The sequence below is a fragment of the Mesorhizobium sp. B2-6-2 genome (assembly GCF_006440615.1).
Lineage (GTDB): Bacteria > Pseudomonadota > Alphaproteobacteria > Rhizobiales > Rhizobiaceae > Mesorhizobium.
Map to the genome: position 1 here is coordinate 89,571 of NZ_VFUG01000016.1, position 20,708 is coordinate 110,278.

Below are 20,708 nucleotides of genomic sequence, written 5' to 3' on the forward strand. Positions count from 1 at the left end.
CCGCGTGGATGGGAGTTTTGAAAAATGTCTTTTCTGAAGAAGCTTTTTGGCGGCGGCGGTGAGGCAACGGAGGCCGGCACCGCCAAGCCGGCAAAGCAGGTCGAGCACAAGGGATTCCTGATCAGCGCGACGCCCTACAAGGCCGAGGGCCAATACCAGACCTGCGGCGTCGTCTCGAAGGAAGTGGACGGTGTGATGAAAGAGCACCGCTTCATCCGCGCCGACCGCTTCGCCGGATTGGACGACGCCGTCGACATCTCGATCAAGAAGGGCATCCAGCTCGTCGACGAGCAGGGCGAGCGGATGTTCGGCTAATTAGAGCCGCGGATCGATAGGTTCGCTCTCCAGAGCCAGTACAGCGAACACACATTCGTGGACTCGCCGCAGCGGCTGTCTCGCGACAAACCGCTTCAACGCCTCGTGACCGAGCGCGAACTCGCTGAGCGCCAGGTTCCGTTTGCCGCCCAGATGCCGTTCCCGCAGCCGGACAAGGTTATCCGGGGCGTCATATTCGGGGCCGTAGATCATGCGCAGATATTCGCGGCCGCGGACCTTGAGCGCCGGCTGGATGAGGCCTTTCTTACCGCGGCTGACGAAGTCACGCGGCTTGACCACCATGCCTTCGCCGCCTGAAGCGATCAGCATCTCCCACCAGGCGACGGCCTCCGTGCAGGCGCCGGCATCGGCCAGATCGACGCTGCGCCATCTGGTGTGCACGACGACGCCTTCCGCGGCGAGGCGATCGGCCAGCGACATATGCCAGATGTGGTCATGGTCGAACCAGACGCGGCCCTCGCTGGCCAGCAGATGGAAAGGCGCCACCCTGAGATCATCGACGCTCGAAACCGGCCAGACATAGGGCGACCAGACGCCGGCGTATTTGGCCGCGCGCACGGCCCGATCGGCGAACCGTGCGCTCAGATCCATCACGTCGACGCCTCGCGCCTTTGCTCTCTCCAAGGCATCGCGACCGAGCCGCAGACCGGCCGCGGACGACGCCGCCACTGGTTCGTACTGACTTTCGATGAGGCTGCGTGCCTTGGCCGACCAGGGCATGATCTCGGCGTCGAGCAGCAGCCAGTCGGTTTTCAGTTCCTCCCAGATGCCAGCGGCATCGACGCTTGCGCGAAGCCGAGCGAGCAGGCCTTCCGTCATGGCGTTGTCGCCGAAAAAGGAACGCCCTGTCCGGGTCCATATCGCGCCGGTCTCGCCGCCCGAAACGCCGAAGCGGCTCAGCGCCGCCTGCGCGGTCCGGCACAGTGCGACGATCGCCCGCGAACCCATGTGCTTTTGTTCGCACACGACCTCGGCTACGCCGCGCTCCCGAAAATAGGCGAAAGCCTCTTCCGGGCGTTCAAGCCAGTCAGGGTGACCGCTAGTCTCGGACGGCGACATCGTCGGCGGCAGGTACACCAGCCACTGGGGCGCTATGGCGAAACGGCTCATGGCCTCTAGGGCGGCCGCCGCATTTTCCTCGGCCACGACGATCCGGCCTTTCAGCTCGGTCTCGATCCAGCGGCGGCCGGAAACATCTTCGATATCGAGCACACCATCGGCATCGGCCTGTGCCGATTTCTCCATATTCGATGCGCCAAGCGGGCGTATGGGTTCCGACCATGTTCGGATTGCCGGCACCTCAACCAGCTCGCGTTCCGGCCAGCGCAGGGCCGTCAACTTACCGCCGAACACACAGCCGGTATCGATGCACAGGGTGTTGTTCAGCCATTGAGCCGATAGCATCGGCGTGTGACCGTAGACAACGACAGTCTTGCCCCGATAAGCCGTGGCCCAGTCGGCGCGCACCGGCAGTCCGAATTCATCGATCTCACCGGTCGTTTCGCCATAGAGCGCGAATTCGCGCACGGCGCCCGAGCCGCGCCCGATCATCTCTTCCTTGAGCCCGGCATGGGCAACGGCCAGGCGTCCGCCGTCCAGCCAGACATGGCTGCGCAGGTCGTCGAGAAAGGCCGGCAGCGCTTCGCGCAGCCCGCGATCCTGCGTGTCCAACTGGTCGATGGTCTGTTGAAGGCCGTGGGCGACCGTGACCTTGCGGCCCTCCAGCCAGCGGCTGAGCTTGCGTTCGTGATTGCCTTGAACGCAGTAAGCGGTTCCGGCCGCCACCATGCTCATGGCGATGCGCAGCACATCGGGCGTGTTGGGACCGCGGTCGACGAGATCGCCGACAAAGACAAGCTTGCGGCCATTTGGGGGAGTGACGGCCACGGTTCGCTCGCCGCGATCCTGCGACCAGACGACCTCATACCCGAGTTGACCAAGCAGGGCTTGCAACTCGTCGGCGCAGCCATGCACGTCGCCGATGATGTCGAAGGGGCCGGTATCGTGACGCTTGTCGGTCCAAAGCGGCTGGCGCGAGATTTTGGCGGTCTCGATGCTGGCTTCGCTGGTGAGCTTCCAGACCTGGCGAAAGCCTTCCCGCTGCAATCCGCCCAGACCCTTGCGAATCTCCATTGTCATGCGCTGAGCCACCCCAGCGCCAAAGGAGCGGTCCGGTCGGCTTGCATTGCGCGCCAGGCAGATGTCGACACCGGGGTCGAGGACGATGGCGACCGGCAAGGCGTGCCATTTGCGGGCCAGTTCGATCCATGCCTTCCGATCCGCTGGCCTCACATTGGTAGCGTCCACCACAGCCAGCTTGCGATGCTTTAGCCGTTTGCCGATGATGTCGCGCATCAGCTCGAAGGCGTCGGCCGAAACATCCTGATTGGTTTCGTCATCGGAGACGAGTCCACGGCATCGGTCAGACGAGATGATCTCGGTCGGCAGGAAATGCCTGGCGGCGAAAGTCGACTTACCGGACCCGGTCGAGCCGATCAGCACGACCAGTGCGAAATCCGGAATTTCCAGATTGGTGTTGTCGACTTCCCTCATCGCGTGAACACCGCCATCTGTGTAGGCGCGCCCAGCTTGGCATCCTCAGCCCCTATGCCACTGATTTCAGCGGCGTAGCCGTATGTCTCGCCTATTCTAGCCGTCCAGGTTTTGAATTCGGGGCGGCTCCACTCGAAACGATGATCCGGATGACGGAAAGTGCCTGGGGGCAGACTGCGGAAAAGCGCATTATAATCCGCATTGGGCGTGGTCACGATAACGGTCTTTGGAGCGGTTTCGCCAAAGACAATCCGCTCGACTAAAGGCAGCCTGTCTTGGTCGAGATGTTCGACGACCTCGACCAATACAGCGACGTCTGCTTCGGCCCAGCGACTGTCCCGGTAAGTCAACGAACCATGCAGCAGCATGACGCGCCCTTCCGGCGGGCCGCCCGCTTCATTCAGTCTCAGCCGTCTTGCCGCCCATTCGAGCTCGCGGACCGCGGGGTCCAAGCCGAACAGTTTTTGGACCCATCGCTCGCGCATCAGTCGGTCGAGCAGCTTACCTTCGCCGCAGCCCAGATCCGCGACAACTTTCCCGCCACTCGCGCGGATGGCTTCGACGACCGCATTCAGGCGCCGGTCGTGCAGCCGGATGGGCGCCTCGAGCGTTTCCTCGGGCGAGCTGCGGGTTTGGACTGGCGTCTCCGCTGCCGCGGTTTCAGGGACCAGTCGCGCCAGGGCCGCGCGGGCCAAAACCGATCGGTTGCGCAAATAGCGGCGCGCGATCAGCTCATTGGCGGGGTGGTGCTCCAGCCATCCCGCGCCCTTGGACAGCAGCTTGTCGACCTCGTCGTCGCCGACCCAGTAATGTTTGGCGTCGTCCATCACCGGGATTAGGACGTAGAGGTGGTTGAGCAGATTGCTCAGCCGGCCGAGGCCGGACAATTTCAGATGGCCGTAGCGGAGCCCTCCCGAACTGGCACCCATGGCCTCGATTGGGGTCAGCTCGATGGTCCAGCCCAGCGGTTCGAACAGCTGCCGCACTATCGCCTCGCCGCCGCGCATCGGCAAGGGCGCCACGACAGCTTCCAGCGGCAGGTCGCTTTCGGCGAGTTGGGGGCGTTCCTTGGAGATGCCGCTCATTGCCGTCCGGAACATCTTGTTGAGCGCCACGGACAGAAAGGAAGACGCCGAGTAAGGCCTGTCGTTCACATATTGATCCAGCAATCCGTCCGCCCGACCCTTGCCCCTCACCAATCCAACGGGGTCGACGTCGAGCAGAAGTGCGGCCTCGCAGCGCGCCTCGCTGGCCTCGGGATAGAACAACCATGCCTTGCCGAAAGAGAGGTTGGTCTGATGCAGGCGCTCGGGGTGCTTGTGCAGCAGGAAGCCGAGATCGGTAGCCGGATGATGGGTGGTGGCGATTGAAAGGAACATTGGCGAGCGATAACGCAGCCCGATTGAATAACCAATGGTGCCACCAAGTTATTTCCACTTCATTCCGGGAAGTGCAAAGAAACCGGTTGGTACCTGTGAGCGGCAGTATTTCCCAACAAAGTGCCAGGGCGGCGAAACTATGGAATTTGGATTAGCGCTCAGAACGCGACCTTGTCGCCGCCCTTGAGCTGCAGGATCTGCCGCGCTTCGTCGGGCGTGGCGATCGAGGCGCCGAGGCCTTCGATGATCTGGCGCACCTTGGTCACCTGTTCGGCGCTGGAGCGGGCGAGCTTGCCCTTGCCGATCCATAGCGAATCCTCCAGGCCGACCCGCACATTGCCCCCCAGCGCAATCGCCTGCGTAGCGATCGGTAGTTGGTGGCGGCCGGCGCCCAGCACCGACCAGTGATAGTCGTTGCCGAACAGGCGGTCGGCCGTGCGCTTCATATGGGCGACGTCTTCCGGGTGGGTGCCGATGCCGCCGAGGATGCCGAACACGCTCTGGACGAAGAACGGCGCCTTGACCAGGCCGCGCTCGACGAAATGCGCCAGCGTGTAGAGGTGGCCGATGTCGTAGCACTCGATCTCGAAGCGCGTGCCGTTGTCAGCGCAGGTGCGCAAGATGTGCTCGATGTCGCCGAAGGTGTTGCGGAAGATGCGGTCGCGCGAGGATTCCAGATAGGGCCGCTCCCAGTCATGCTCGAATGTCTTGAAGCGCTCCAGCATCGGGAACAGCGCGAAATTCATCGAGCCCATGTTAAGCGACGCGACTTCGGGCGCGAACAGCTTGGCCGGCCTGACGCGCTCCTCCACGCTCATCGTCGCCGCACCCCCGGTGGTGATGTTGACGACGCAGTTGGAGCGCTGCTTGATGACCTGCAGGAACGGGGCGAAGGCCTCGGTCGACTGATCTGGCCGTCCGTCGACCGGATTGCGGGCGTGGAGGTGGACGATCGCCGCGCCTGCCTCGGCCGCCTCGATGGCCGCGGTCGCGATCTCTTGCGCCGTCACCGGCAAATGCGGCGACATTGACGGCGTGTGGATCGAGCCGGTTACGGCGCAGGTGATGATGATCTTGTTCTGGTTCGCCACTTTCGATGTCCTGACTTCGTTGTTGGACTGCGCCTATCTGACCGCGCCTTGCGTGATGCCGGAAACGAACTGCTTCGACAACACGATGTAGAGCAAGCTAATCGGCAGCGCCGCCAGTGTCAGCCCAGTGAACAGCATCCCCCAGTTGGTGATGAATTCGTCGACGAACACGATCAGCCCTTGCGGGCAGTGTCTTCAAATCCTCGGAGGTGATCAGGACCAGGGGGAAGAAAAAGTCGTTCCAGCTGTTTGCGCTGACGGCGGCGGATCGCGGCACAGGAAGATATCGGATGGCGCTCGGCGCCTTGGATTGATCCTGCGCGAGGACCGCCACCCTGCCGTGGTGCTGCCGCCGCTGTAGCGAGGCGAAAATGCAAAAGAGGCAGGCGCTGGCTGGCGCCTGCCTCTTTTATTTCCGGCATCGGCGGTCAGGCAGCGGCGGCGACCTGGTCAGCCGTGGCGGCAGCGATCGCGTCGACCTTGGCGGTGGCCTTGGCAAGCGCCGCCGCGACGGCGTCGGCGCCCATGCCGACGCCTTCGACGCGGATGACTTCGACATCAGTCATGCCGAGGAAGCCGAGCACGCTGCGCAGATAGGGAACCGCATGGTCCATCTGCACCGCGGCGCCTTCGGAATAGATGCCGCCGGAAGCGAGCACGATATAGACCTTCTTGCCGTTGACGAGGCCCTTCGGGCCGCCTTCGCCATAGGCAAAGGTCTTGCCGGAGCGGGCGACATGGTCGACCCAGGACTTCAACGTCGAGGAGATGTTGAAGTTGATGAAGCCTGTCGCGAGGATCACGGTGTCGGCAGCGAAAAGCTCGTCGAGCATGGCGTCGGAAACGCCGACGACCTCGGCCTGGCGCGGCGTGCGCGCTTCGGCCGGCGTGTAGATGCCGGTGGCGTAATCAGGGTCGATATGCGGCAGCGGATTGGCGACCAGATCGCGCACGACAAGCGTGTTGGCCGGATCGGCGGCAGCGAGCTTCTGGGCAAGATCGGTGGCGACGCGGGTGGAGTGCGAAGCGTCGCCGCGCGGGCTGGAGGTGACGAGAAGAATAGACATGGCGGTGTCCCCTTGGGGCTGGATTGAAACTTCCCCACCAATATGGGATTGCCGCCCTATCAGGATAACGGGTATAATATGCATACAATCAATCTATAAAATGGATGGGATGCGCATGCAGCCGAACCCAACATTGGATCAGCTCCAAATCCTGGTGGCGGTGGCCGATACCGGCAGCTTCTCGGCCGCGGGGCGCAAGCTCAACCGGGCGCAGTCGGTGGTGAGCTACGGCATCGCCAATCTCGAGGCGCAGCTCGGCCTGAAACTGTTCGAACGCGAAGGCGTGCGCGAGCCGCAACTGACCGATGTCGGCAAGGCGATGCTGGAAGATGCGCGGCGCATGATCGGCGTGCTGCATCGCATCCGCTCGCGCGCCGATGGCTACCGGCAAGGGCTGGAGGCGGAGGTGACGGTGTCGGTCGACGTGGCGCTGCCTTCACCGGCGCTGGTGCGCGTGCTCAAGGCCTTCGAGGCCCAGTTCCCGGCGGTGATGATGAGGCTTTACATCGGTTCGCTCGGCCTGATCGTCGACCAGGTCCTCAACGGCCAGTCGGATCTCGGCTTCGGCGGCCTGCACGGCGATGCCGACGTCAATCTGCTGCGCATAGGCTTCACTTCGATGGTGCCTGCGGCGGCCCCCGATCACCCATTGGCCAAACTACCGAAGCCGGTTGCCGTGGAGGATCTGCGCGAGCATATCCAGCTCGTCGTCTCCGATCAGTCGGAGCGGACGCGCGGGCGCGACTACGGCGTGTTTGCCTATCGGACCTGGCGATTGACGGATGTGCGCACCAAGCATGCCTTGATGCGCGAAGGTCTCGGCTGGGGCGGCCTGCCGCGCTGGCTGATCGCCGACGACCTGGCCAGCGGCCGGCTGGTCGAGCTCGAGCTGGAGCCCTATCGCGAGGTGCGCTCGCCGCTTTATGCCATGCACCGCACCGACCGCAGCCCCAAGCCGGCGGCATCCTGGCTGATCGACGAGTTCAAGCGGCAGCTCGGCTGCTTCAACGAGATGGAGCCGGGCGTTTGGACGGAGGAGGAGCCGGAGACAAGCCGTCCATGAACGCGATCATCACCGCGCGGTAATCCTCGCCGGACGCGCCGGCCTCGATGGCCAAAGCGGCCCGATCGAAGGCGGCCGCCAGCAAAGCGGTCAACGCCTCGACCGGCAATCTGATCATTGCTTGCGCACGCATCGCGGCGACCAGGCCTTCGCGCAACGAGCGGTTGCCGTGGCGGCTGTCGATCTCGTCCATGGTCGCGCGCCCGAGCACGGCCGGCCCGTCGAGCAGCAGAAGCCGCGTGCGGCCGGGCGCTCGCATTGCCTTGAGATAGGCGTCCGAGCCTGCGATCAGCGCCTCGCGTGCGGATAGCGACGGCGGCGAGGCGTGGTCGATCTCGCCCGCCACGGCCGCTGCTTCCTGCTCGACGACTGCCGCGAACAGCGCCTGCTTGTCGGCGAAGTGATGATAGAGCGCGCCGCGCGTCACGCCGGCCTCGGCGACGATCTCCGGCGTGCCGGTCTCGGCATAGGATTTTTCCGTAAACAGCTTTCGCGCCGCTCGGATCAGATCGGCGCGCGTCGCCTCGGTGCGGTCGCGATTGGAGCGGCGTCCGGGCTCTTCTTGCATACATGCAGCCTGTATGTTATTTGCATTTACATGCAGACTGTATGTTGGATGAGAGGAGAAGGAAAGATGAAGACGACAAGCTATTATCCGGTGCTGATGACGGATGATGTCGCAGGCACTGCGGACTTTTATGTCGAGCATTTCCGCTTCGAGCCGCTGTTTGCGAGCGACTGGTATGTGCACCTGCGCTCCAGCGAGGACAAGCGCGTCAATCTTGGCATCGTCCAGGGCGACCATGAGACGATCCCGCAAGAGGGGCGGGGACGCACGTCGGGCCTGTTGATCAATTTCGAGGTCCGCGATCCCGACGCGGTCTATGAGCGGGTCGTCGCTGCTGGCCTGCCGATCCTGCGCAGCTTGCGCGACGAGCCCTTCGGCCAGCGCCATTTCATCACCAGGGACCCCAATGGCGTGCTGATCGATGTGATCAAGCCGATCCCGCCCAGCGAGGAGTTCCTGGCGCAATATGCTGGGGGCGCAGCCGGGAGTTAGGCCGGCGCGGCAATCTCAGCTCGTCCGCGCCACCGGCGTCACCGTCACCTGGCTGACGCCGGTGCGGCGCACGACCGTGCAGAGCGTCTCGCGGCCGATGCGCTCGGCGTCGAGCATGCGCACGAGGTCATCGACGCCGGTGACCGGCCGTCCGTCGATAGCTGCGATGATGTCGCCTTCCTTCAGGCCGGCCTTGGCGGCGGGACCGTTCTTCTCGACGCTGCGCAGGCGCACCGCCGTGTTCGTGGTCACCTGCGACAGAAGTGCCGCACGGCGCGGCAGGTTGGTCGTGTCGGCGGAAACGCCGATGAAGGCGCGACGCACGCGGCCGAAGCGGATGATTTCCGAGATGACGAAATTGGCGGTATTGGAGGCGACCGCGAAGGCGATGCCCTGCGCGCCGTGGATCATGGCGGTGTTGACGCCGATCACCTCGCCCGCCGACGACACCAGCGGTCCGCCCGAATTGCCGGGATTGAGCGCGGCATCGGTCTGGATGACGTCGTCGATCAGCCGGCCGGTCGAGGCGCGCATCGAGCGGCCGAGCGCCGAGACGACACCGGCGGTGACGGTCCACTCGAAACCGAGCGGATTGCCGATCGCAATCGCGATCTGGCCGCGGCGAAGGCGCTTAGAATCGCCGAGCGGCGCAATGTCGGCGAAGCTGCCGTCGGCGCGCACCAGCGCGATGTCGGTGTCAGGATCGCGGCCAAGCACGTGGCCTTCGCGCGAGGCGCCGTCCGGCATGGTGACACGCACGGCGCGCGCGTCGCCGACGACATGGAAATTGGTGACGACCAGCCCGTCCTGCGCGATGACGAAGCCGGAGCCGTGACCGCCGGCGCCGATGCGCTCGATGCGGCAGACGGCTGGACCGATGCGGTCGACGGCGTCGGCGACCGTCGCCGAATAGGCGTCGAGCAGACTGTCGTCGGATGGAAGTTTTTCGGCTGCGAAAGCCATCGGCGTGTCCCCGTGTGGAATGATGTTTTTCCTTGGCGCGTGTCGTTGCCCCAAAAACCGCGCGGCACTTTTGGGCGACACGCACTATATGTGCGGAGCAGCCGCAATTGCCGCGACCTGACCAGATGGCCAGTCCGGCCGGCGACTAGCCGTCAGGCGAGTACCCGCGGCGGCGTTACCGAGCGATATCTGGGTCACGAACCCAGGAGACAGTCTTATGAGCGACCTCAACCTCAGTGCCCTTTCCGACGCGATCGCCGATGTCGCGGCCACCGCCGCCCCCGCGCTGGCGAGTTTCGTCACGCACCATCACCGCACCGCGAGCGCCTTCCATTGGCGCGACGGCTACTTCGTCACCGCCGAGGAAGCGGTCGAAGCCGGCGAGGAGATCGAATTGACGCTGGCTTCCGGCGAAGCCGTCAAGGCCGAGCTCGTCGGACGCGATCCTTCGACGGGCGTTGCCCTGTTGAAGCCTGCTTCCGGTGCCGCCGGGTTGCCGCAACTGGCTCAGGCCGGCGCCGTGCGGCCCGGCCATATCGCGATTGCGGTCGGCAACAGCGATGGCGCCGCGCTCGCGGTGCTCGGCACGGTCGGCGAGGTCGGGCCGGCTTGGCGCTCGATGCGCGGCGGCACGATCGACCGGCGCATCAACCTTGCCATCAACACCGGCGGGCGCTTCGAGGGCGGGCCGGTGCTCGACGCCAAGGGCGGCGTGATCGGCATGCTCTTGTTCGGGCCGCGCCGGCGGGCGCTGGTGATGCCCTACGAGACCATCGAGCGCGCGGTGGCGACGCTGCGCGAGAAGGGTCATGTCGCGCGCGGCTATCTCGGCGCCGGACTGCATCCGATCCGTAATGGCGACACGAAAGGCGCGATGGTGATGAGCCTCGATGACAGCGGCCCGGCCAAGGCCGCCGGCCTGCATGTCGGCGACATCGTCGTCGCCTGGAACGGCGAGGCGGTGCATGGTCCGCGCGAGCTTATCCGCAAGCTCGGGCCGGATAGCGCCGGCACCACCGTCACGCTCGGTGTCTCGAGCGGCGGCGCTGAGCGCGACGTCTCGATCACTATCGGCGAGAAGCCGCTGAGCTGAGAGGGTCTATGGCAAGCAGCGCAGCACAAGCAGTCGCGAGACCGGAGCCGGCAATTCACCCGCTGACGGTGCTGGTTGCGCTTGGCGATGCCCGGCGCGCCGAGCAGCTTGCCGATGCGCTGGCCGCGAGCGACGATCTGGCGCCGGCCTTGGCTAGAAGCGGCGTCGGCCAAATGGCGGATGTCGCCATCGCAGATGAGGCCGGCCTGGAAAGCCGGGTTGTCAGTTCGGCCACCCCAATCGTCCTGCTTTCGCGGCGTGCGGGCAGCGAGCACGTGGCAAACAATGTGCTGGCCGTGCTGCCTGCCTCCGCGGACGGCCTGCTGATCGCCGCCGCAGCGCGGTTGGCGGCCTCAGGCTACCGCGTCGGCAGGGCGGCGCCGTCGGAGGCCGCGCATGGCGATTTCCACGATGACGAGCCTGCCGAGGAAGAGACGCCTGACGACAACCAGCCTCGCCCGACTTTGTCGCCGCGCGAGGCGGAGGTGCTGGCTCTGCTCGCCGAAGGCGCGCCGAACAAGGTCATCGCCCGGCGGCTCAACATTTCCGTCCACACGGCGAAGTTCCACGTGGCCGCCATCCTGATCAAGCTCGGCGCCGCCAACCGCACCGACGCGATTGCCATCGCGATGCGGCAGGGGCTGGTGCTGGTTTGACGCCTCAAATAGCGGGCTCGATATCGGTGAGCCGAAAATCGTCGCCCTTGAACAGCAGCGGCATCGCTTCGAGCCGGGCAGTGGCGTAAGCAATGCAGTCGCCAAAGTTCAACGCTGCGGGATGACGACCCTTGCCGTAGCGCAGGAAGGCGTGGCGCGCGACGGCGGCGTGGTCGGCTGTGAAGGCGATCGTCTCGACCGAAGCCGTACGCAGGAAGGCGTCGAACGGCTCCAGGATTTCATCCTGCCATCCGCCGGCGAGCACCATGCTCGTTTCGAGAAGGGTGGGCGCTGCGATCAATCGCCTTTTGGCATTCGCAATCGCCCGCACGAAACGATCATGACCCGGTTCGGCGCGGAGGATCGCGACCAGGGCCGATGAATCGATGATCATCGCGTCGGGATTCCGAGATCGTCGTAACCGAGGATCTCATCCTCGGTCATCGCATTTTCCCGCTTCGGGATCCGCGCGACGCTGTCCGAAATCGCCATCAGACGTTGAAAAAGGTCGCTGCTTTCGTCGCGAGGCACAAGCCGCTCGCGTGCAACTTCGCGCTCGAGGGACTGGCGGATCGCCTCCGTCACCGACACGCGACGGCGGCGGGCTAGCTCACGCGCCAACTGCTCGACTTCCAAATTCTTGATCGATAGAGCCATTATATATTCTACCTGCTTGTCTAGAATATATATCGCTCTGCAAAGCTCGGCAAGACGGCAAGGCTCCGCAGCGTCATCACGGACCACATGCGCGCGCCCTTGTGTCCGCGGGTCAGTGCGGGCAAGGATCGCACCGAAGAATGACGGGAGGCAAAAAATGTCGCTCCACGGAAAGACGCTGTTCATCTCGGGCGGATCGCGTGGCATCGGGCTGGCGATCGCGCTGCGCGCGGCGCGCGACGGCGCCAATGTGACGATCGCGGCCAAGACCGCCGAGCCGCATCCGAAGCTGCCGGGCACCATCTACAGCGCGGCGGAAGAGATCGAGCGGGCCGGCGGCAAGGCGCTGCCGGTGCTTTGCGACATCCGCGACGAGGCGCAGGTCGCCGATGCGGTGGCAAGAACCGTCGAGCGGTTCGGCGGCATCGACGTGTGCGTCAACAATGCCAGCGCCATCCAGCTCACCGGCACGCTGGAGACCGACATGAAGCGCTACGATCTGATGCACCAGATCAATACGCGCGGCACCTTCCTGGTCTCCAAAATGTGCATTCCCCATCTTAAGTTGGCAAAGAATCCTCACATCCTGAATCTGTCGCCGCCGCTCGACATGAAGGCCAAGTGGTTCAAGAACCATGTCGCCTACACCATGGCCAAGTTCGGCATGTCGATGTGCACGCTGGGCATGAGCGCCGAATTCGTCAAGGACGGTATCGCGGTCAATTCGCTATGGCCGATCTCCACCATCGATACCGCGGCCGTGCGCAATCTTCTGGGCGGCGCCACAGTGGCCGCCATGAGCCGCTCGCCCGACATCATGGCCGACGCCGCGCATGCGATCTTCATGCGCCCGTCGCGCGAAGCGACCGGCAATTTCTACATCGACGAAGAGGTGCTGCGCGCCGAAGGCGTGACGGACTTTTCGATCTATGCGCCGGGCGCCAAAGGGGCACTTGCCGGCGATTTCTTTGTTCCTGACGAGGTGTTCGCCAATTCGAACACGAAGATAACGCGAGCCTTTTAGAGATGTCTCGGATAATCCATCTGTTGATGTAAAATACGAACAACGTCAATGGATTGCCCACTCATCCGCAGATATACGACGTGCGAGCCGACTGAATATTTCAGCAGGCCAGGTCGAACATCCGACGCGTTTCGTGCTATCGCCGGAAACTGGTCTATCAGATTAATCATGGAGTGGATGGAGCGGATGTAGGCTTCTGCCCGCTCTGCGCCCCATTGGCTCAGCGAATAATCCCAGATACCATCAAGGTCCCGCCTCGCTTTCGGCGAAAACCGGACCGTTCTTTTCATCCGCGTTTCTTTGCCTTCAGAAATGCCTCAATGTCCAACGGCTCGGGGTTGCCCGACATGTCTCCTTCGTCGATAGCGGCACGCAGCTGCTCGAGTTTCAATTCTTGTTCTTCGAGAAGGCGAAGACCGGCACGGACGGTTTCACTTGCCGAGCCGAAGCGGCCTTTCGCTATTTGCCGTTGGATGAAGGCATCATACTGATCGCCAAGGGTCACGGAGGTGTTTTTGGGCATCTCTCATCTCCAATACCAATAGATGGTATCAAGGCGCCGTCAAGCTGACAAGCCTAGGCCAAATTCGTCGGAGCGTTTCACCGTTTCACGGAAACGGCGAACCGCTCTATCTTTTTTGTTTTGACGCAAGTCCGGACGGAAGGCTACGGCGAAGGCGCCGGGTGTAACCGCTTACACTGTTCCTGGAATTTGCTCTGGGCGTGTTTCGGCCCGGTGACACAGGTTTTCAAGGCAAAAGACCCCGCCGGGGAGGGGGCCCGGCGGGGCTCAACGTATCCCGCTGGAGTCGGGACAGGGCAGGGAACGCCCTGTCTGGAATCTGGGTGCCGCAATGCGGCGATTCAATGAGCAGGGCGGGCCAGGCAGGACAATTCTTCTTGAGTCGGCAAGGAAAAAGGCCCATCCGGGCGACGAACTTTCATCTTGCGCGCTGATTCCGAAAATCCGGACAGCATCTTGAAATCAAACGCTAAACCGCGACGCGCTGAAACGGATTCAGCGCGTCGCAGTTTACGTCTCTCTTTGATGCATGTCGTTGTCCCAAAACCGCTGCACAGTTTTGGGCGACACGCATCGATCACTGCCCGCTGTTGCTCGCCACCGGCGCCACCAGCGAGGTGATGCGGCGGATGGCGACACGCCGGTTCTCGCGGTTCGGTCCAGGCGTGTTCACCTTGAGATACTCCTCGCCATAACCCTGCGTGGTGAGGTTCTCGGCCGGGATGCCGAAGGCGTTGGTGAGCGCCTCGGCCACCGCCTCGGCGCGGCGGTCCGACAGAGCGAGGTTCGCGTCCGGCGTGCCGACGGCGTCGGTGTGGCCTTCGATCAGGAAGGTCTCGGCCGGGTTCTTCTTCAGAAGCTTTTCCATGGCGGTGGCCACGCCTTCGAGCTTCTGCACCTCGGTGTCGGAGATCGTGGCCGAGCCGAAGTCGAAGTTCAGCGTGTCGAGATCGATACGCCGGGCGATGTCGCGCACGCGGGCCGAGCGCTTGACCTCGTCGATCGAGTAGAGGCGCTGCACCCTTTCTACCGGCGGCTGCTCGAGGAAGGTATAATATTCGTCCGGATCCTCGACTTCCTCCGAATCCAGGATGTAGTCCCGGCGCGGGATGTCGAGCCGCATCGGTGGCAGGTCGTCGCCTGGATCGCGCCACTCGTCGACGTCGTTATAGTAGCGCTCGTCGACATAGCTCAGCACATATTCGCGGCCATCCGATGTAACGCGAGATCGCCGGATGACGTCGCCATTACGGTTGTGGACGGTGATGATCCTGACGCCGTTGTCGCGCTCCACGATTTCGCGGGTGCGGCCGCCCGAAAGATCCTCGTAGTAAACATCCCTGGCGCCGCGGGTGATGCGAGGAGCTTCGTTGCTTTCCACGAATGTCTGGTTGTTGAACTGAAGGATCACCCGGTCGCCGAACTGCTTCACCACGTCGGCACCCTGCGGCCGGCGGCGCTCACGGACAACCTGCTCGGGCGTAAGCTCGATCCGCTTGCCTTTCTCCTGGTCCACTGGGACGATCTTCTCGGGCTTGATCGCCTGCTGCGCCGACTTGTCGTCGGTGGGCGGCGGTCCCTGATTTACGGGAGCCTGCTTCTCGGCCTGCTGGCCGGCTTGTTGCCCGGCCTGATTGCCGCCCTGCTGCTCGGCTTGATTACCGCTCTGTTCAGCGCCGGCTTGGCCAGTCTCGTTCTGGCCAGCCGGCTTGCGGCCCTTGTGCCTGCGCATGGCATCCTTCTGGCTGTCAAGCACAGGTGCCTCGTTCGGATTGGCAGGCGCCGCGCCCTGCGCGGCGTTGCCGCCGTTTTCGGGCTGGTTGTTGTTGGCAGGCTGATTGTTGGCCGGCTGTTCACCGGTGGCTGGCTGCTGCTGCCCGGTTGCGGGCTGCTCGGTCAGCGGTTTCTTGGCCTGCCTCTTGTTCTGGTTCGAAGGCTGTTCCTGTTGAGCCGGCGCTTGCTCGGTCTCGGCAGGTGCCTGCGCGGTTCCGGGAGCCGGCAACGGCTTGAGCTTGCGAGAACCCTGGCCTGCTGGCGTCTGTTCGGCAGGGGTCTGGCTTTGCTCGGCAGGTTGCTGGGCCTGCTTGCGCCGCTTGCCGGGCTGGTTGTCATTTGCCGGCTGTTCTGACGGCTGTTCCGCGGGTGCGGCTTCCTGCTGCTGCTGATTGAGCTTCTTCTTGCGCAGTTGCTGCTGCTGGTCGGGGGCGGCCTGCTCGGTCGGAGCCGTCTCGCCCTGCTGCTGATTGAGCTTCTTCTTGCGCAGTTGCTGCTGCTGGTCGGGGGTGGCCTGCTCGGCCGGAGCCGTCTCGCTTTGCTGCTGCTGATTGAGCTTCTTCTTGCGCAGTTGTTGCTGCTGGTCCGGGGCGGTCTGCTCGGCCGGTTGCTCAGCCGGCGCCGTTTCGACCTGCTGGTTGCGCTTCTTCTTACGTGGCTGCTGCTCTTCGGTTGCAGGCTGACCGCCCTGATCGGCTGGAGCCGCCTCGGTCTGCTGCTCGCGCTTCTTCTTGCGCGGATTGAACGGCTGCTCCTCAGTTGCAGGCTGGCCGCCCTGGTCGGCGGGCGCTGCTTCGATCTGCTGCTGTTGGTCGCGCTTCTTGCGTGGCTTGAACTGCTGCTCGGCCGGTGCAGCTTCCCCGGACTGGGCGCCCTCCGTCTGCTGCTGCTCGTGCCGCTTCTTGCGCGGCTGTTGCTCGGACTCGGCAGGCGCGGCCTGTTCGGCCGGCGCCGATTCGCTTTGCTGCTGCTGCTCGCGCTTCTTTTTACGCGGTTGCTCGGCTCCGCCCTGCGCGCATTCTTCGGCCGACTGGCCTTCGGCGCAGGCGGCCTGAGCCAGGACGAGCGGCGCGCCGTGCAGGCCGCCGGAAGTGATACCCCCCTGCAGCGGGTACGCGCCCAACGGCGCGGATGCCATAAGCAGGCCGATTGCCGTGCCCGCCAGAATCCGTGGTTGGCGTTTCATATCGATTTCTCCTAATGGGGTCCCATCCCTGCCCAAACTTTCATCAACCATAATTGGTTCCGTCAGGCATTGGCGCCAACCAAGGATGCCTGGCCGGCCTTTTGAAGGCAATTTCGTGTTTTTCTAATGTTGATACTGGGTCGCCGCCACACAGCGCTTGACCGGAAGACCGCGGAGGGCCAAATCCAGCCAAATGACCGCGCCATTCTGGAAAACCAAGACGCTTGAGGCGATGACCCCGGCCGAATGGGAATCGCTATGCGACGGCTGCGGCAAATGCTGCCTGTCGAAGCTCGAGGACGAGGATACGGGCGAGATCTTCTGGACGAGCGTCGGCTGCAGGCTGTTCGACGCCGAGAACTGCCGCTGCTCCGACTATGCCAACCGCCTGGCGCGGGTGCCCGATTGCGTCGGCCTGACGCCGCAGAATGTGCGCACCATCACCTGGCTGCCAAAGACCTGTGCCTACCGGCTTATCGCCGAGGGCCATGATCTCTACTGGTGGCACAGACTTGTTTCGGGAAGCGCTGAGACCGTGCACGAAGCCGGCATCTCGATCCGGGGCCGGGTGAAGGCCAAGGAAACCGATCTGGCCGAGCCGGACGATTATTTTGATTATATATTGGACGACGAACCGTAGCAGTTCGCGTCTGGACGACGAATCCTGACGGGGCGCGCTTTTGGCGAGGAACGACGAACCCTGCGGGTTCGCGTTTAGAAACCTGAGGGGCCTCGCTTTTAAGCACTATGAGCGACGAACCCTGCGGGTTCGCGCCTAGAACCTAGGGGGTTCGCGGTTTTGGCACGAGCGACGAACCCTGCGGGTTCGCGCTTAAGCGACGAACCCTGGCGGGTTCGCGCTTATATGAACCGGACATGAATGGCGGGTTCGCGGAAGGTTCAGACGCAAAAAGGCATTTTCCAGTCATCGGTTCTACGGGCGACAGCCCACAATAAGGAGAGAAGACGATGTTCAACACGATCAGGACGGCAGCCCTTTCGGCCCTTGTCGGGCTTGGCACTTTGACGGCCATTCCGGCGCATGCGGACAGCCTCTATCTCGGTTTCGGGGACAGACACGACCCGCGTTTCGGCATCTACACCGGCGACGATGACGGTTATCGCCGCGACTGGCGCCGCGACCGCGACTGGCGCGGCTGTTCGCCGGACCGCGCCCTCGACAAGGCCGAGCGCATGGGTCTGCACCGCGCCCGCATCGTCGACATCAGCCGCCGTACCGTGAAGGTGGCAGGCCGCCAGTATGGCGACCGTGTCGTGGTGGTGTTCGCCAACGAGCGCGGTTGCCCGATCATCTATCGCTGAGGCTGAAAGGACGATCCTCTTTGAGGATCGCCTATGCGGACGATCCTCTGCGAGGATCGCCTATGAAACGCCCCGCAGGATGATCCTCCGGGGCGTTTTGCTAACGGCATGTCCGCGGCTGGGCTGGATATCACCTCAGCTCGAAAGTGACCGTGACCTGGACGTTGTAGGAATTCTCGCCAGCCTGCACCGGGACGGCCGAACGGGCCGCATCGAACGACTTGGCCGCCATCGGCATCGGCGCCGGCGCGACATTCTGGTCGGTGATCTCGAGCACCTTGCCCAGACTGACGCCGGCCGCTTCGGCGAGCGTCTTTGCCCTGGCCATCGCGTCGGCGACGGCCTTCTTGCGCGCCTCGGTGATCGTGGCCTTCGGATTATCGTTGGTAAAAGCGATGCCGCCGCCCTGGTTGACGCCGAGCGACACCGCCTTGTCCAGAATCTCGCCGGTCTTGTCGACGTTGCGCACGCGCACCGACAGCGTGTTGGTCACCTGATAGGCGACGAGCTCGGCTTCCTGGCTGCCGTCGGCCTTGTTGGTGTAGTTGTAGCGCGGGTTGATCTGGATGCCGGCGGTCTGCAGGTCGCGTTCGGCGATGCCGGCGGATTTCATCGCCGCGATCACCGCCGCCATGGCGTCGTTGTTGGCATCGAGTGCTTCGCGCGCGCTCTTGGCCTCGCGCATAACGCTGAGCGAAAGGATCGCCATGTCCGGCGCCACGGTCGCTTCGCCTTCGCCGGACACGATGATGCGGGGCGGAGGCTGGGTGTCGGCGGCGCTCGCCAGCGCCGGGAACGCGACCGCGGCAGCGAGCGCGATGGGCAAAAGATGTCTGGTCATGAAAACTCCTCGAAGTCTGCGGTCCGCCGCCCGTGCCGCATCTGCCTCGACCCGCAAAAGGCATCGATTTCCCGGCAGTGCGGCGCAAGGGTTGGACCTTTCTCGCGCCATATGGGCGCAGGCCGCTCTACGGGGCGAATATGGGCTGATTTTGGCGTTTTGCGCCAGAGCTTTCGAAAGCCTTGTGCGGACGGGCGAAAAACACTAAGCCAGCCCGCGTGGGGCCTGTAGCTCAATGGTTAGAGCCGGCGGCTCATAACCGCTTGGTTGGGGGTTCGAGTCCCTCCGGGCCCACCATGACCATTGATTTTATTTCGGAAAAGTGCCCTCGGCCCAAAACGTTTTGGGTCCATTATGGGCCAAAACAAGGACCGTGGTCCCGGTTTGTTCCGACTCGGTGTGATTATCTGACGATGCGGAGGTTTGCCCGTCGCTTCATGGCGTCGCGTTTGGCCTCGCGCTCGTTGATCGCGCGAGCAATATCAACCGCGATCCGCTTCTTGTTGGCCTCACGCACGTAGTCATCCGTCACCGTCATGGAGGAATGCCCCATGGCGTCCATGATGGCCCGGGCCTGGATGTTGCATTCAGCGAGGTAGGTGCCGAAGGTACGGCGCAGGCCGTGAAGCGTATAGCCGTCAGGAATATCGGCCTGTCGTGCCCAATGCTGCATCATGCCTGTCAGGCTCTTTTCTGAAAACGGGTTGCCATAGCCATTCTTCAAGACGGTTCCACCCTTCGAGCGGTCAAGCGGGTCTAGCGCAGCCGCCAGTTTGTCCACCACCGGGATAAACATCTCCCGTCCGCCATGACGGTTTCGGTTCTTCTTCTGTCGGAAGGCGAACGCCTCGATCAATGCCAAGGAACCGTCGAACAGTTCGATCTCCTCGGTCACGAGATCATCCCATTCAAGGTCAGCGATGTCGCCTCGTCGGTTGCCGAGCCAGAAACCAAGCGCGTAGCACGTCCGAGCCGGCGTCCCGATCGGATGCCGCTCCTCGTACTTTTCTCGGATCGCAATTGGCCAAGCCGGGTTCTTGGTCGATTTGGGCACGCGTACGCGAATTGACAGTGAAGGATCATCCTGCGGCTTTATCCATTTCTCGACATCGGTCGCGACCCATAAAAGCTTCTTGATGGCAACCAGCATATGTTTGGCGACTGTGCGGTTGCTCCTGAAGATGCTTTCGATGATGGCGCGAAGCCGATCCGCGTCGAGATGTTGCACCGGAGTATCGCGCCAAGTGAGTGGGTAATTTGGATCGACCCGCAGATTAAGAAAACGCTCAATCAGTCGCGCATTCTTCCGCTGCGTCGCTTCATCAAAATCGAGCCACTCCATTGTCGTTTCAAGCCGGCGCCCGGCATGGCCAAAAGTTTCAGGCAGTGCCCGACCGGGCAAATCGATGATCCCTGCATTCTTGTGTTGGCCCTGCGTGGCCTTCTCGTAAGCCGCCTCGAACTCGGGATCGCCAGGTTTGCCAGGAAGGTGCATCTCGGGCACGCCTTTTGCGCGGTAGCGATAGATTCGCTTGCCGTTCTTGAGGCGCGAAGATACCCCAGGGTAACTGGGGTCCTTAAATGGGCGAGCCATCAAATGCTCCTTTCAGGACCCTTTCAGATCTGCCCGTACCGAACGGGTTTTGCTTTCGATGGCAACCCGCAGGAGCACCGGGTAAGGAAAGCCTCTTCCTTGCTCTATGCCTTCAAAGGTGCGCTTCGGTATTCCAAGCACCTTGGCCGCGGCTGCGGCAGTGAACCCTTCCTTGGCCCGCCATGCTTTCACGTCTTGCGCAAGTTTGTCGTTCTCGCTCACGTCATGCCTTCCGCACACGGGCTTTCATCGTACTACGTCCGCAGCGTATACGCAATAAACGTATTTTCTATCGCTTTTCTACCTCCCGCCTACTTCGTTCCAACAGCTCTTGAAGGCGGCTATCTTTGTCCGGCAACGAGGTGAAAGCAATATCCAGGGCTACACGATCCCAGACAGCGCGGCTGTTGATGCGCTTGGGCTTCGGCATTCGCCCATCGGCAACCATCTCGTCAAAGAGCGTCGATCCTACACCGATGTAGCGAGCCGCTTCCTCACGAGATAGCCCTCGTGGGGCATACGAGAT

The 20,708-nt window shown here is 63.2% G+C and carries 24 protein-coding genes and 1 tRNA gene; 9 read left to right on the forward strand and 16 right to left on the reverse strand.

The genetic code is table 11. The features are described from left to right. Positions 1-24 precede the first annotated feature (24 nt). Positions 25-315, forward strand: coding sequence for an HlyU family transcriptional regulator (locus FJ419_RS24480; protein WP_095766632.1), 291 nt, complete (start codon positions 25-27; stop codon positions 313-315). Here the strand turns inward: FJ419_RS24480 and FJ419_RS24485 are convergent, their stop codons facing one another. The 5 genes from FJ419_RS24485 to FJ419_RS24505 all read right to left on the reverse strand — a co-directional run bounded on the left by FJ419_RS24485 (position 316) and on the right by FJ419_RS24505 (position 6,426). Then, positions 316-2,889: a polynucleotide kinase-phosphatase gene (locus FJ419_RS24485; RefSeq protein WP_140699160.1), complete on the reverse strand. Its 2,574-nt coding sequence runs from the start codon at positions 2,887-2,889 to the stop codon at positions 316-318. Continuing rightward, positions 2,886-4,268 carry a 3' terminal RNA ribose 2'-O-methyltransferase Hen1 gene (locus FJ419_RS24490; RefSeq protein ID WP_140699164.1) on the reverse strand — a complete coding sequence of 461 codons (1,383 nt, stop codon included), beginning with the start codon at positions 4,266-4,268 and terminating at the stop codon, positions 2,886-2,888. The genes FJ419_RS24485 and FJ419_RS24490 overlap by 4 nt, the downstream gene beginning before the upstream one ends. A 158-nt stretch (positions 4,269-4,426) precedes the next feature. Further along, the gene (locus tag FJ419_RS24495) at positions 4,427-5,359 is read right to left on the reverse strand and encodes a 3-keto-5-aminohexanoate cleavage protein (protein WP_140699167.1); all 933 of its coding nucleotides are present in this window, start codon (positions 5,357-5,359) and stop codon (positions 4,427-4,429) included. 33 nt (positions 5,360-5,392) lie between these two features. Beyond that, the gene (locus tag FJ419_RS24500; protein ID WP_246679339.1) at positions 5,393-5,530 is read right to left on the reverse strand and encodes a hypothetical protein; all 138 of its coding nucleotides are present in this window, start codon (positions 5,528-5,530) and stop codon (positions 5,393-5,395) included. Between the two features lie 257 nt (positions 5,531-5,787). Next, positions 5,788-6,426: an FMN-dependent NADH-azoreductase gene (locus FJ419_RS24505; protein ID WP_140699170.1), complete on the reverse strand. Its 639-nt coding sequence runs from the start codon at positions 6,424-6,426 to the stop codon at positions 5,788-5,790. Between the two features lie 115 nt (positions 6,427-6,541). Here FJ419_RS24505 and FJ419_RS24510 point away from each other — a divergent pair, with 115 nt between their 5' ends. Continuing rightward, positions 6,542-7,489 (forward strand): LysR family transcriptional regulator, encoded by a 948-nt coding sequence (locus FJ419_RS24510; RefSeq protein WP_140699173.1) that lies wholly within the window; start codon positions 6,542-6,544, stop codon positions 7,487-7,489. Here the strand turns inward: FJ419_RS24510 and FJ419_RS24515 are convergent. Beyond that, positions 7,431-8,057, reverse strand: a complete 627-nt coding sequence (locus FJ419_RS24515; protein WP_140699176.1) for a TetR/AcrR family transcriptional regulator — start codon at positions 8,055-8,057, stop codon at positions 7,431-7,433. The genes FJ419_RS24510 and FJ419_RS24515 overlap by 59 nt on opposite strands. A 66-nt stretch (positions 8,058-8,123) precedes the next feature. Here FJ419_RS24515 and FJ419_RS24520 point away from each other — a divergent pair, with 66 nt between their 5' ends. Continuing rightward, positions 8,124-8,549, forward strand: coding sequence for a VOC family protein (locus tag FJ419_RS24520; RefSeq protein ID WP_140699179.1), 426 nt, complete (start codon positions 8,124-8,126; stop codon positions 8,547-8,549). A gap of 15 nt (positions 8,550-8,564) precedes the next feature. Here FJ419_RS24520 and FJ419_RS24525 read toward each other — a convergent pair whose 3' ends face one another. Continuing rightward, on the reverse strand, positions 8,565-9,512 hold the full coding sequence (locus tag FJ419_RS24525) for a trypsin-like peptidase domain-containing protein (protein WP_140699182.1): 948 nt from the start codon (positions 9,510-9,512) through the stop codon (positions 8,565-8,567). Positions 9,513-9,729: 217 nt separating this feature from the next. Here FJ419_RS24525 and FJ419_RS24530 point away from each other — a divergent pair, with 217 nt between their 5' ends. Then, positions 9,730-10,605 (forward strand): S1C family serine protease, encoded by an 876-nt coding sequence (locus FJ419_RS24530; RefSeq protein ID WP_140699185.1) that lies wholly within the window; start codon positions 9,730-9,732, stop codon positions 10,603-10,605. 8 nt (positions 10,606-10,613) lie between these two features. Next, entirely contained in the window at positions 10,614-11,261 is a 648-nt protein-coding gene (locus FJ419_RS24535; RefSeq protein WP_140699188.1) for a helix-turn-helix transcriptional regulator, read from the forward strand. Between the two features lie 4 nt (positions 11,262-11,265). Here the strand turns inward: FJ419_RS24535 and FJ419_RS24540 are convergent, their stop codons facing one another. Together FJ419_RS24540 and FJ419_RS24545 are read right to left on the reverse strand one after the other, a co-directional pair. Next, positions 11,266-11,655, reverse strand: coding sequence for a type II toxin-antitoxin system VapC family toxin (locus tag FJ419_RS24540; protein WP_140699191.1), 390 nt, complete (start codon positions 11,653-11,655; stop codon positions 11,266-11,268). Next, positions 11,652-11,918: a type II toxin-antitoxin system VapB family antitoxin gene (locus FJ419_RS24545; RefSeq protein ID WP_140699194.1), complete on the reverse strand. Its 267-nt coding sequence runs from the start codon at positions 11,916-11,918 to the stop codon at positions 11,652-11,654. Before FJ419_RS24545 ends, FJ419_RS24540 begins: the two co-directional genes overlap by 4 nt. Before the next feature lie 157 nt (positions 11,919-12,075). On the opposite strand from FJ419_RS24545, the gene FJ419_RS24550 reads away from it, so the two are divergent. Then, positions 12,076-12,942, forward strand: coding sequence for an NAD(P)-dependent oxidoreductase (locus FJ419_RS24550; RefSeq protein ID WP_140699197.1), 867 nt, complete (start codon positions 12,076-12,078; stop codon positions 12,940-12,942). On the opposite strand, the gene FJ419_RS24555 is transcribed toward FJ419_RS24550, so the two are convergent. The 3 genes from FJ419_RS24555 to FJ419_RS24565 all read right to left on the reverse strand — a co-directional run bounded on the left by FJ419_RS24555 (position 12,939) and on the right by FJ419_RS24565 (position 16,475). Continuing rightward, positions 12,939-13,232, reverse strand: a complete 294-nt coding sequence (locus FJ419_RS24555) for a type II toxin-antitoxin system RelE/ParE family toxin (protein WP_140541417.1) — start codon at positions 13,230-13,232, stop codon at positions 12,939-12,941. The genes FJ419_RS24550 and FJ419_RS24555 overlap by 4 nt on opposite strands. Then, positions 13,229-13,465: a type II toxin-antitoxin system ParD family antitoxin gene (locus FJ419_RS24560; protein WP_140699200.1), complete on the reverse strand. Its 237-nt coding sequence runs from the start codon at positions 13,463-13,465 to the stop codon at positions 13,229-13,231. Before FJ419_RS24560 ends, FJ419_RS24555 begins: the two co-directional genes overlap by 4 nt. Positions 13,466-14,042: 577 nt before the next feature. After that, on the reverse strand, positions 14,043-16,475 hold the full coding sequence (locus tag FJ419_RS24565; protein ID WP_348642826.1) for an OmpA family protein: 2,433 nt from the start codon (positions 16,473-16,475) through the stop codon (positions 14,043-14,045). Between the two features lie 142 nt (positions 16,476-16,617). Between FJ419_RS24565 and FJ419_RS24570 the strand changes: the two genes are divergently transcribed. Both FJ419_RS24570 and FJ419_RS24575 read left to right on the forward strand, forming a co-directional pair. Next, on the forward strand, positions 16,618-17,064 hold the full coding sequence (locus FJ419_RS24570) for a YcgN family cysteine cluster protein (protein ID WP_140541414.1): 447 nt from the start codon (positions 16,618-16,620) through the stop codon (positions 17,062-17,064). A 329-nt stretch (positions 17,065-17,393) separates the two neighbouring features. Further along, positions 17,394-17,747 carry a hypothetical protein gene (locus FJ419_RS24575; protein ID WP_095766645.1) on the forward strand — a complete coding sequence of 118 codons (354 nt, stop codon included), beginning with the start codon at positions 17,394-17,396 and terminating at the stop codon, positions 17,745-17,747. 130 nt (positions 17,748-17,877) lie between these two features. Here FJ419_RS24575 and FJ419_RS24580 read toward each other — a convergent pair whose 3' ends face one another. Next, entirely contained in the window at positions 17,878-18,588 is a 711-nt protein-coding gene (locus FJ419_RS24580; protein ID WP_140699203.1) for an SIMPL domain-containing protein, read from the reverse strand. 221 nt (positions 18,589-18,809) lie between these two features. Between FJ419_RS24580 and FJ419_RS24585 the strand changes: the two genes are divergently transcribed. Further along, positions 18,810-18,885, forward strand: a tRNA-Ile gene (locus tag FJ419_RS24585). 106 nt (positions 18,886-18,991) lie between these two features. On the opposite strand, the gene FJ419_RS24590 is transcribed toward FJ419_RS24585, so the two are convergent. From FJ419_RS24590 to FJ419_RS31050, 3 genes are all read right to left on the reverse strand, one after another. Then, positions 18,992-20,182 (reverse strand): site-specific integrase, encoded by a 1,191-nt coding sequence (locus FJ419_RS24590; RefSeq protein ID WP_064994569.1) that lies wholly within the window; start codon positions 20,180-20,182, stop codon positions 18,992-18,994. 12 nt (positions 20,183-20,194) lie between these two features. Beyond that, a complete protein-coding gene (locus FJ419_RS24595; RefSeq protein WP_084016009.1) occupies positions 20,195-20,404 on the reverse strand; it encodes a helix-turn-helix domain-containing protein in 210 nt (69 codons plus the stop codon). A 67-nt stretch (positions 20,405-20,471) separates the two neighbouring features. Beyond that, the coding region (locus FJ419_RS31050; protein WP_246679340.1) for a hypothetical protein at positions 20,472-20,708 on the reverse strand (237 nt) is incomplete at its 5' end.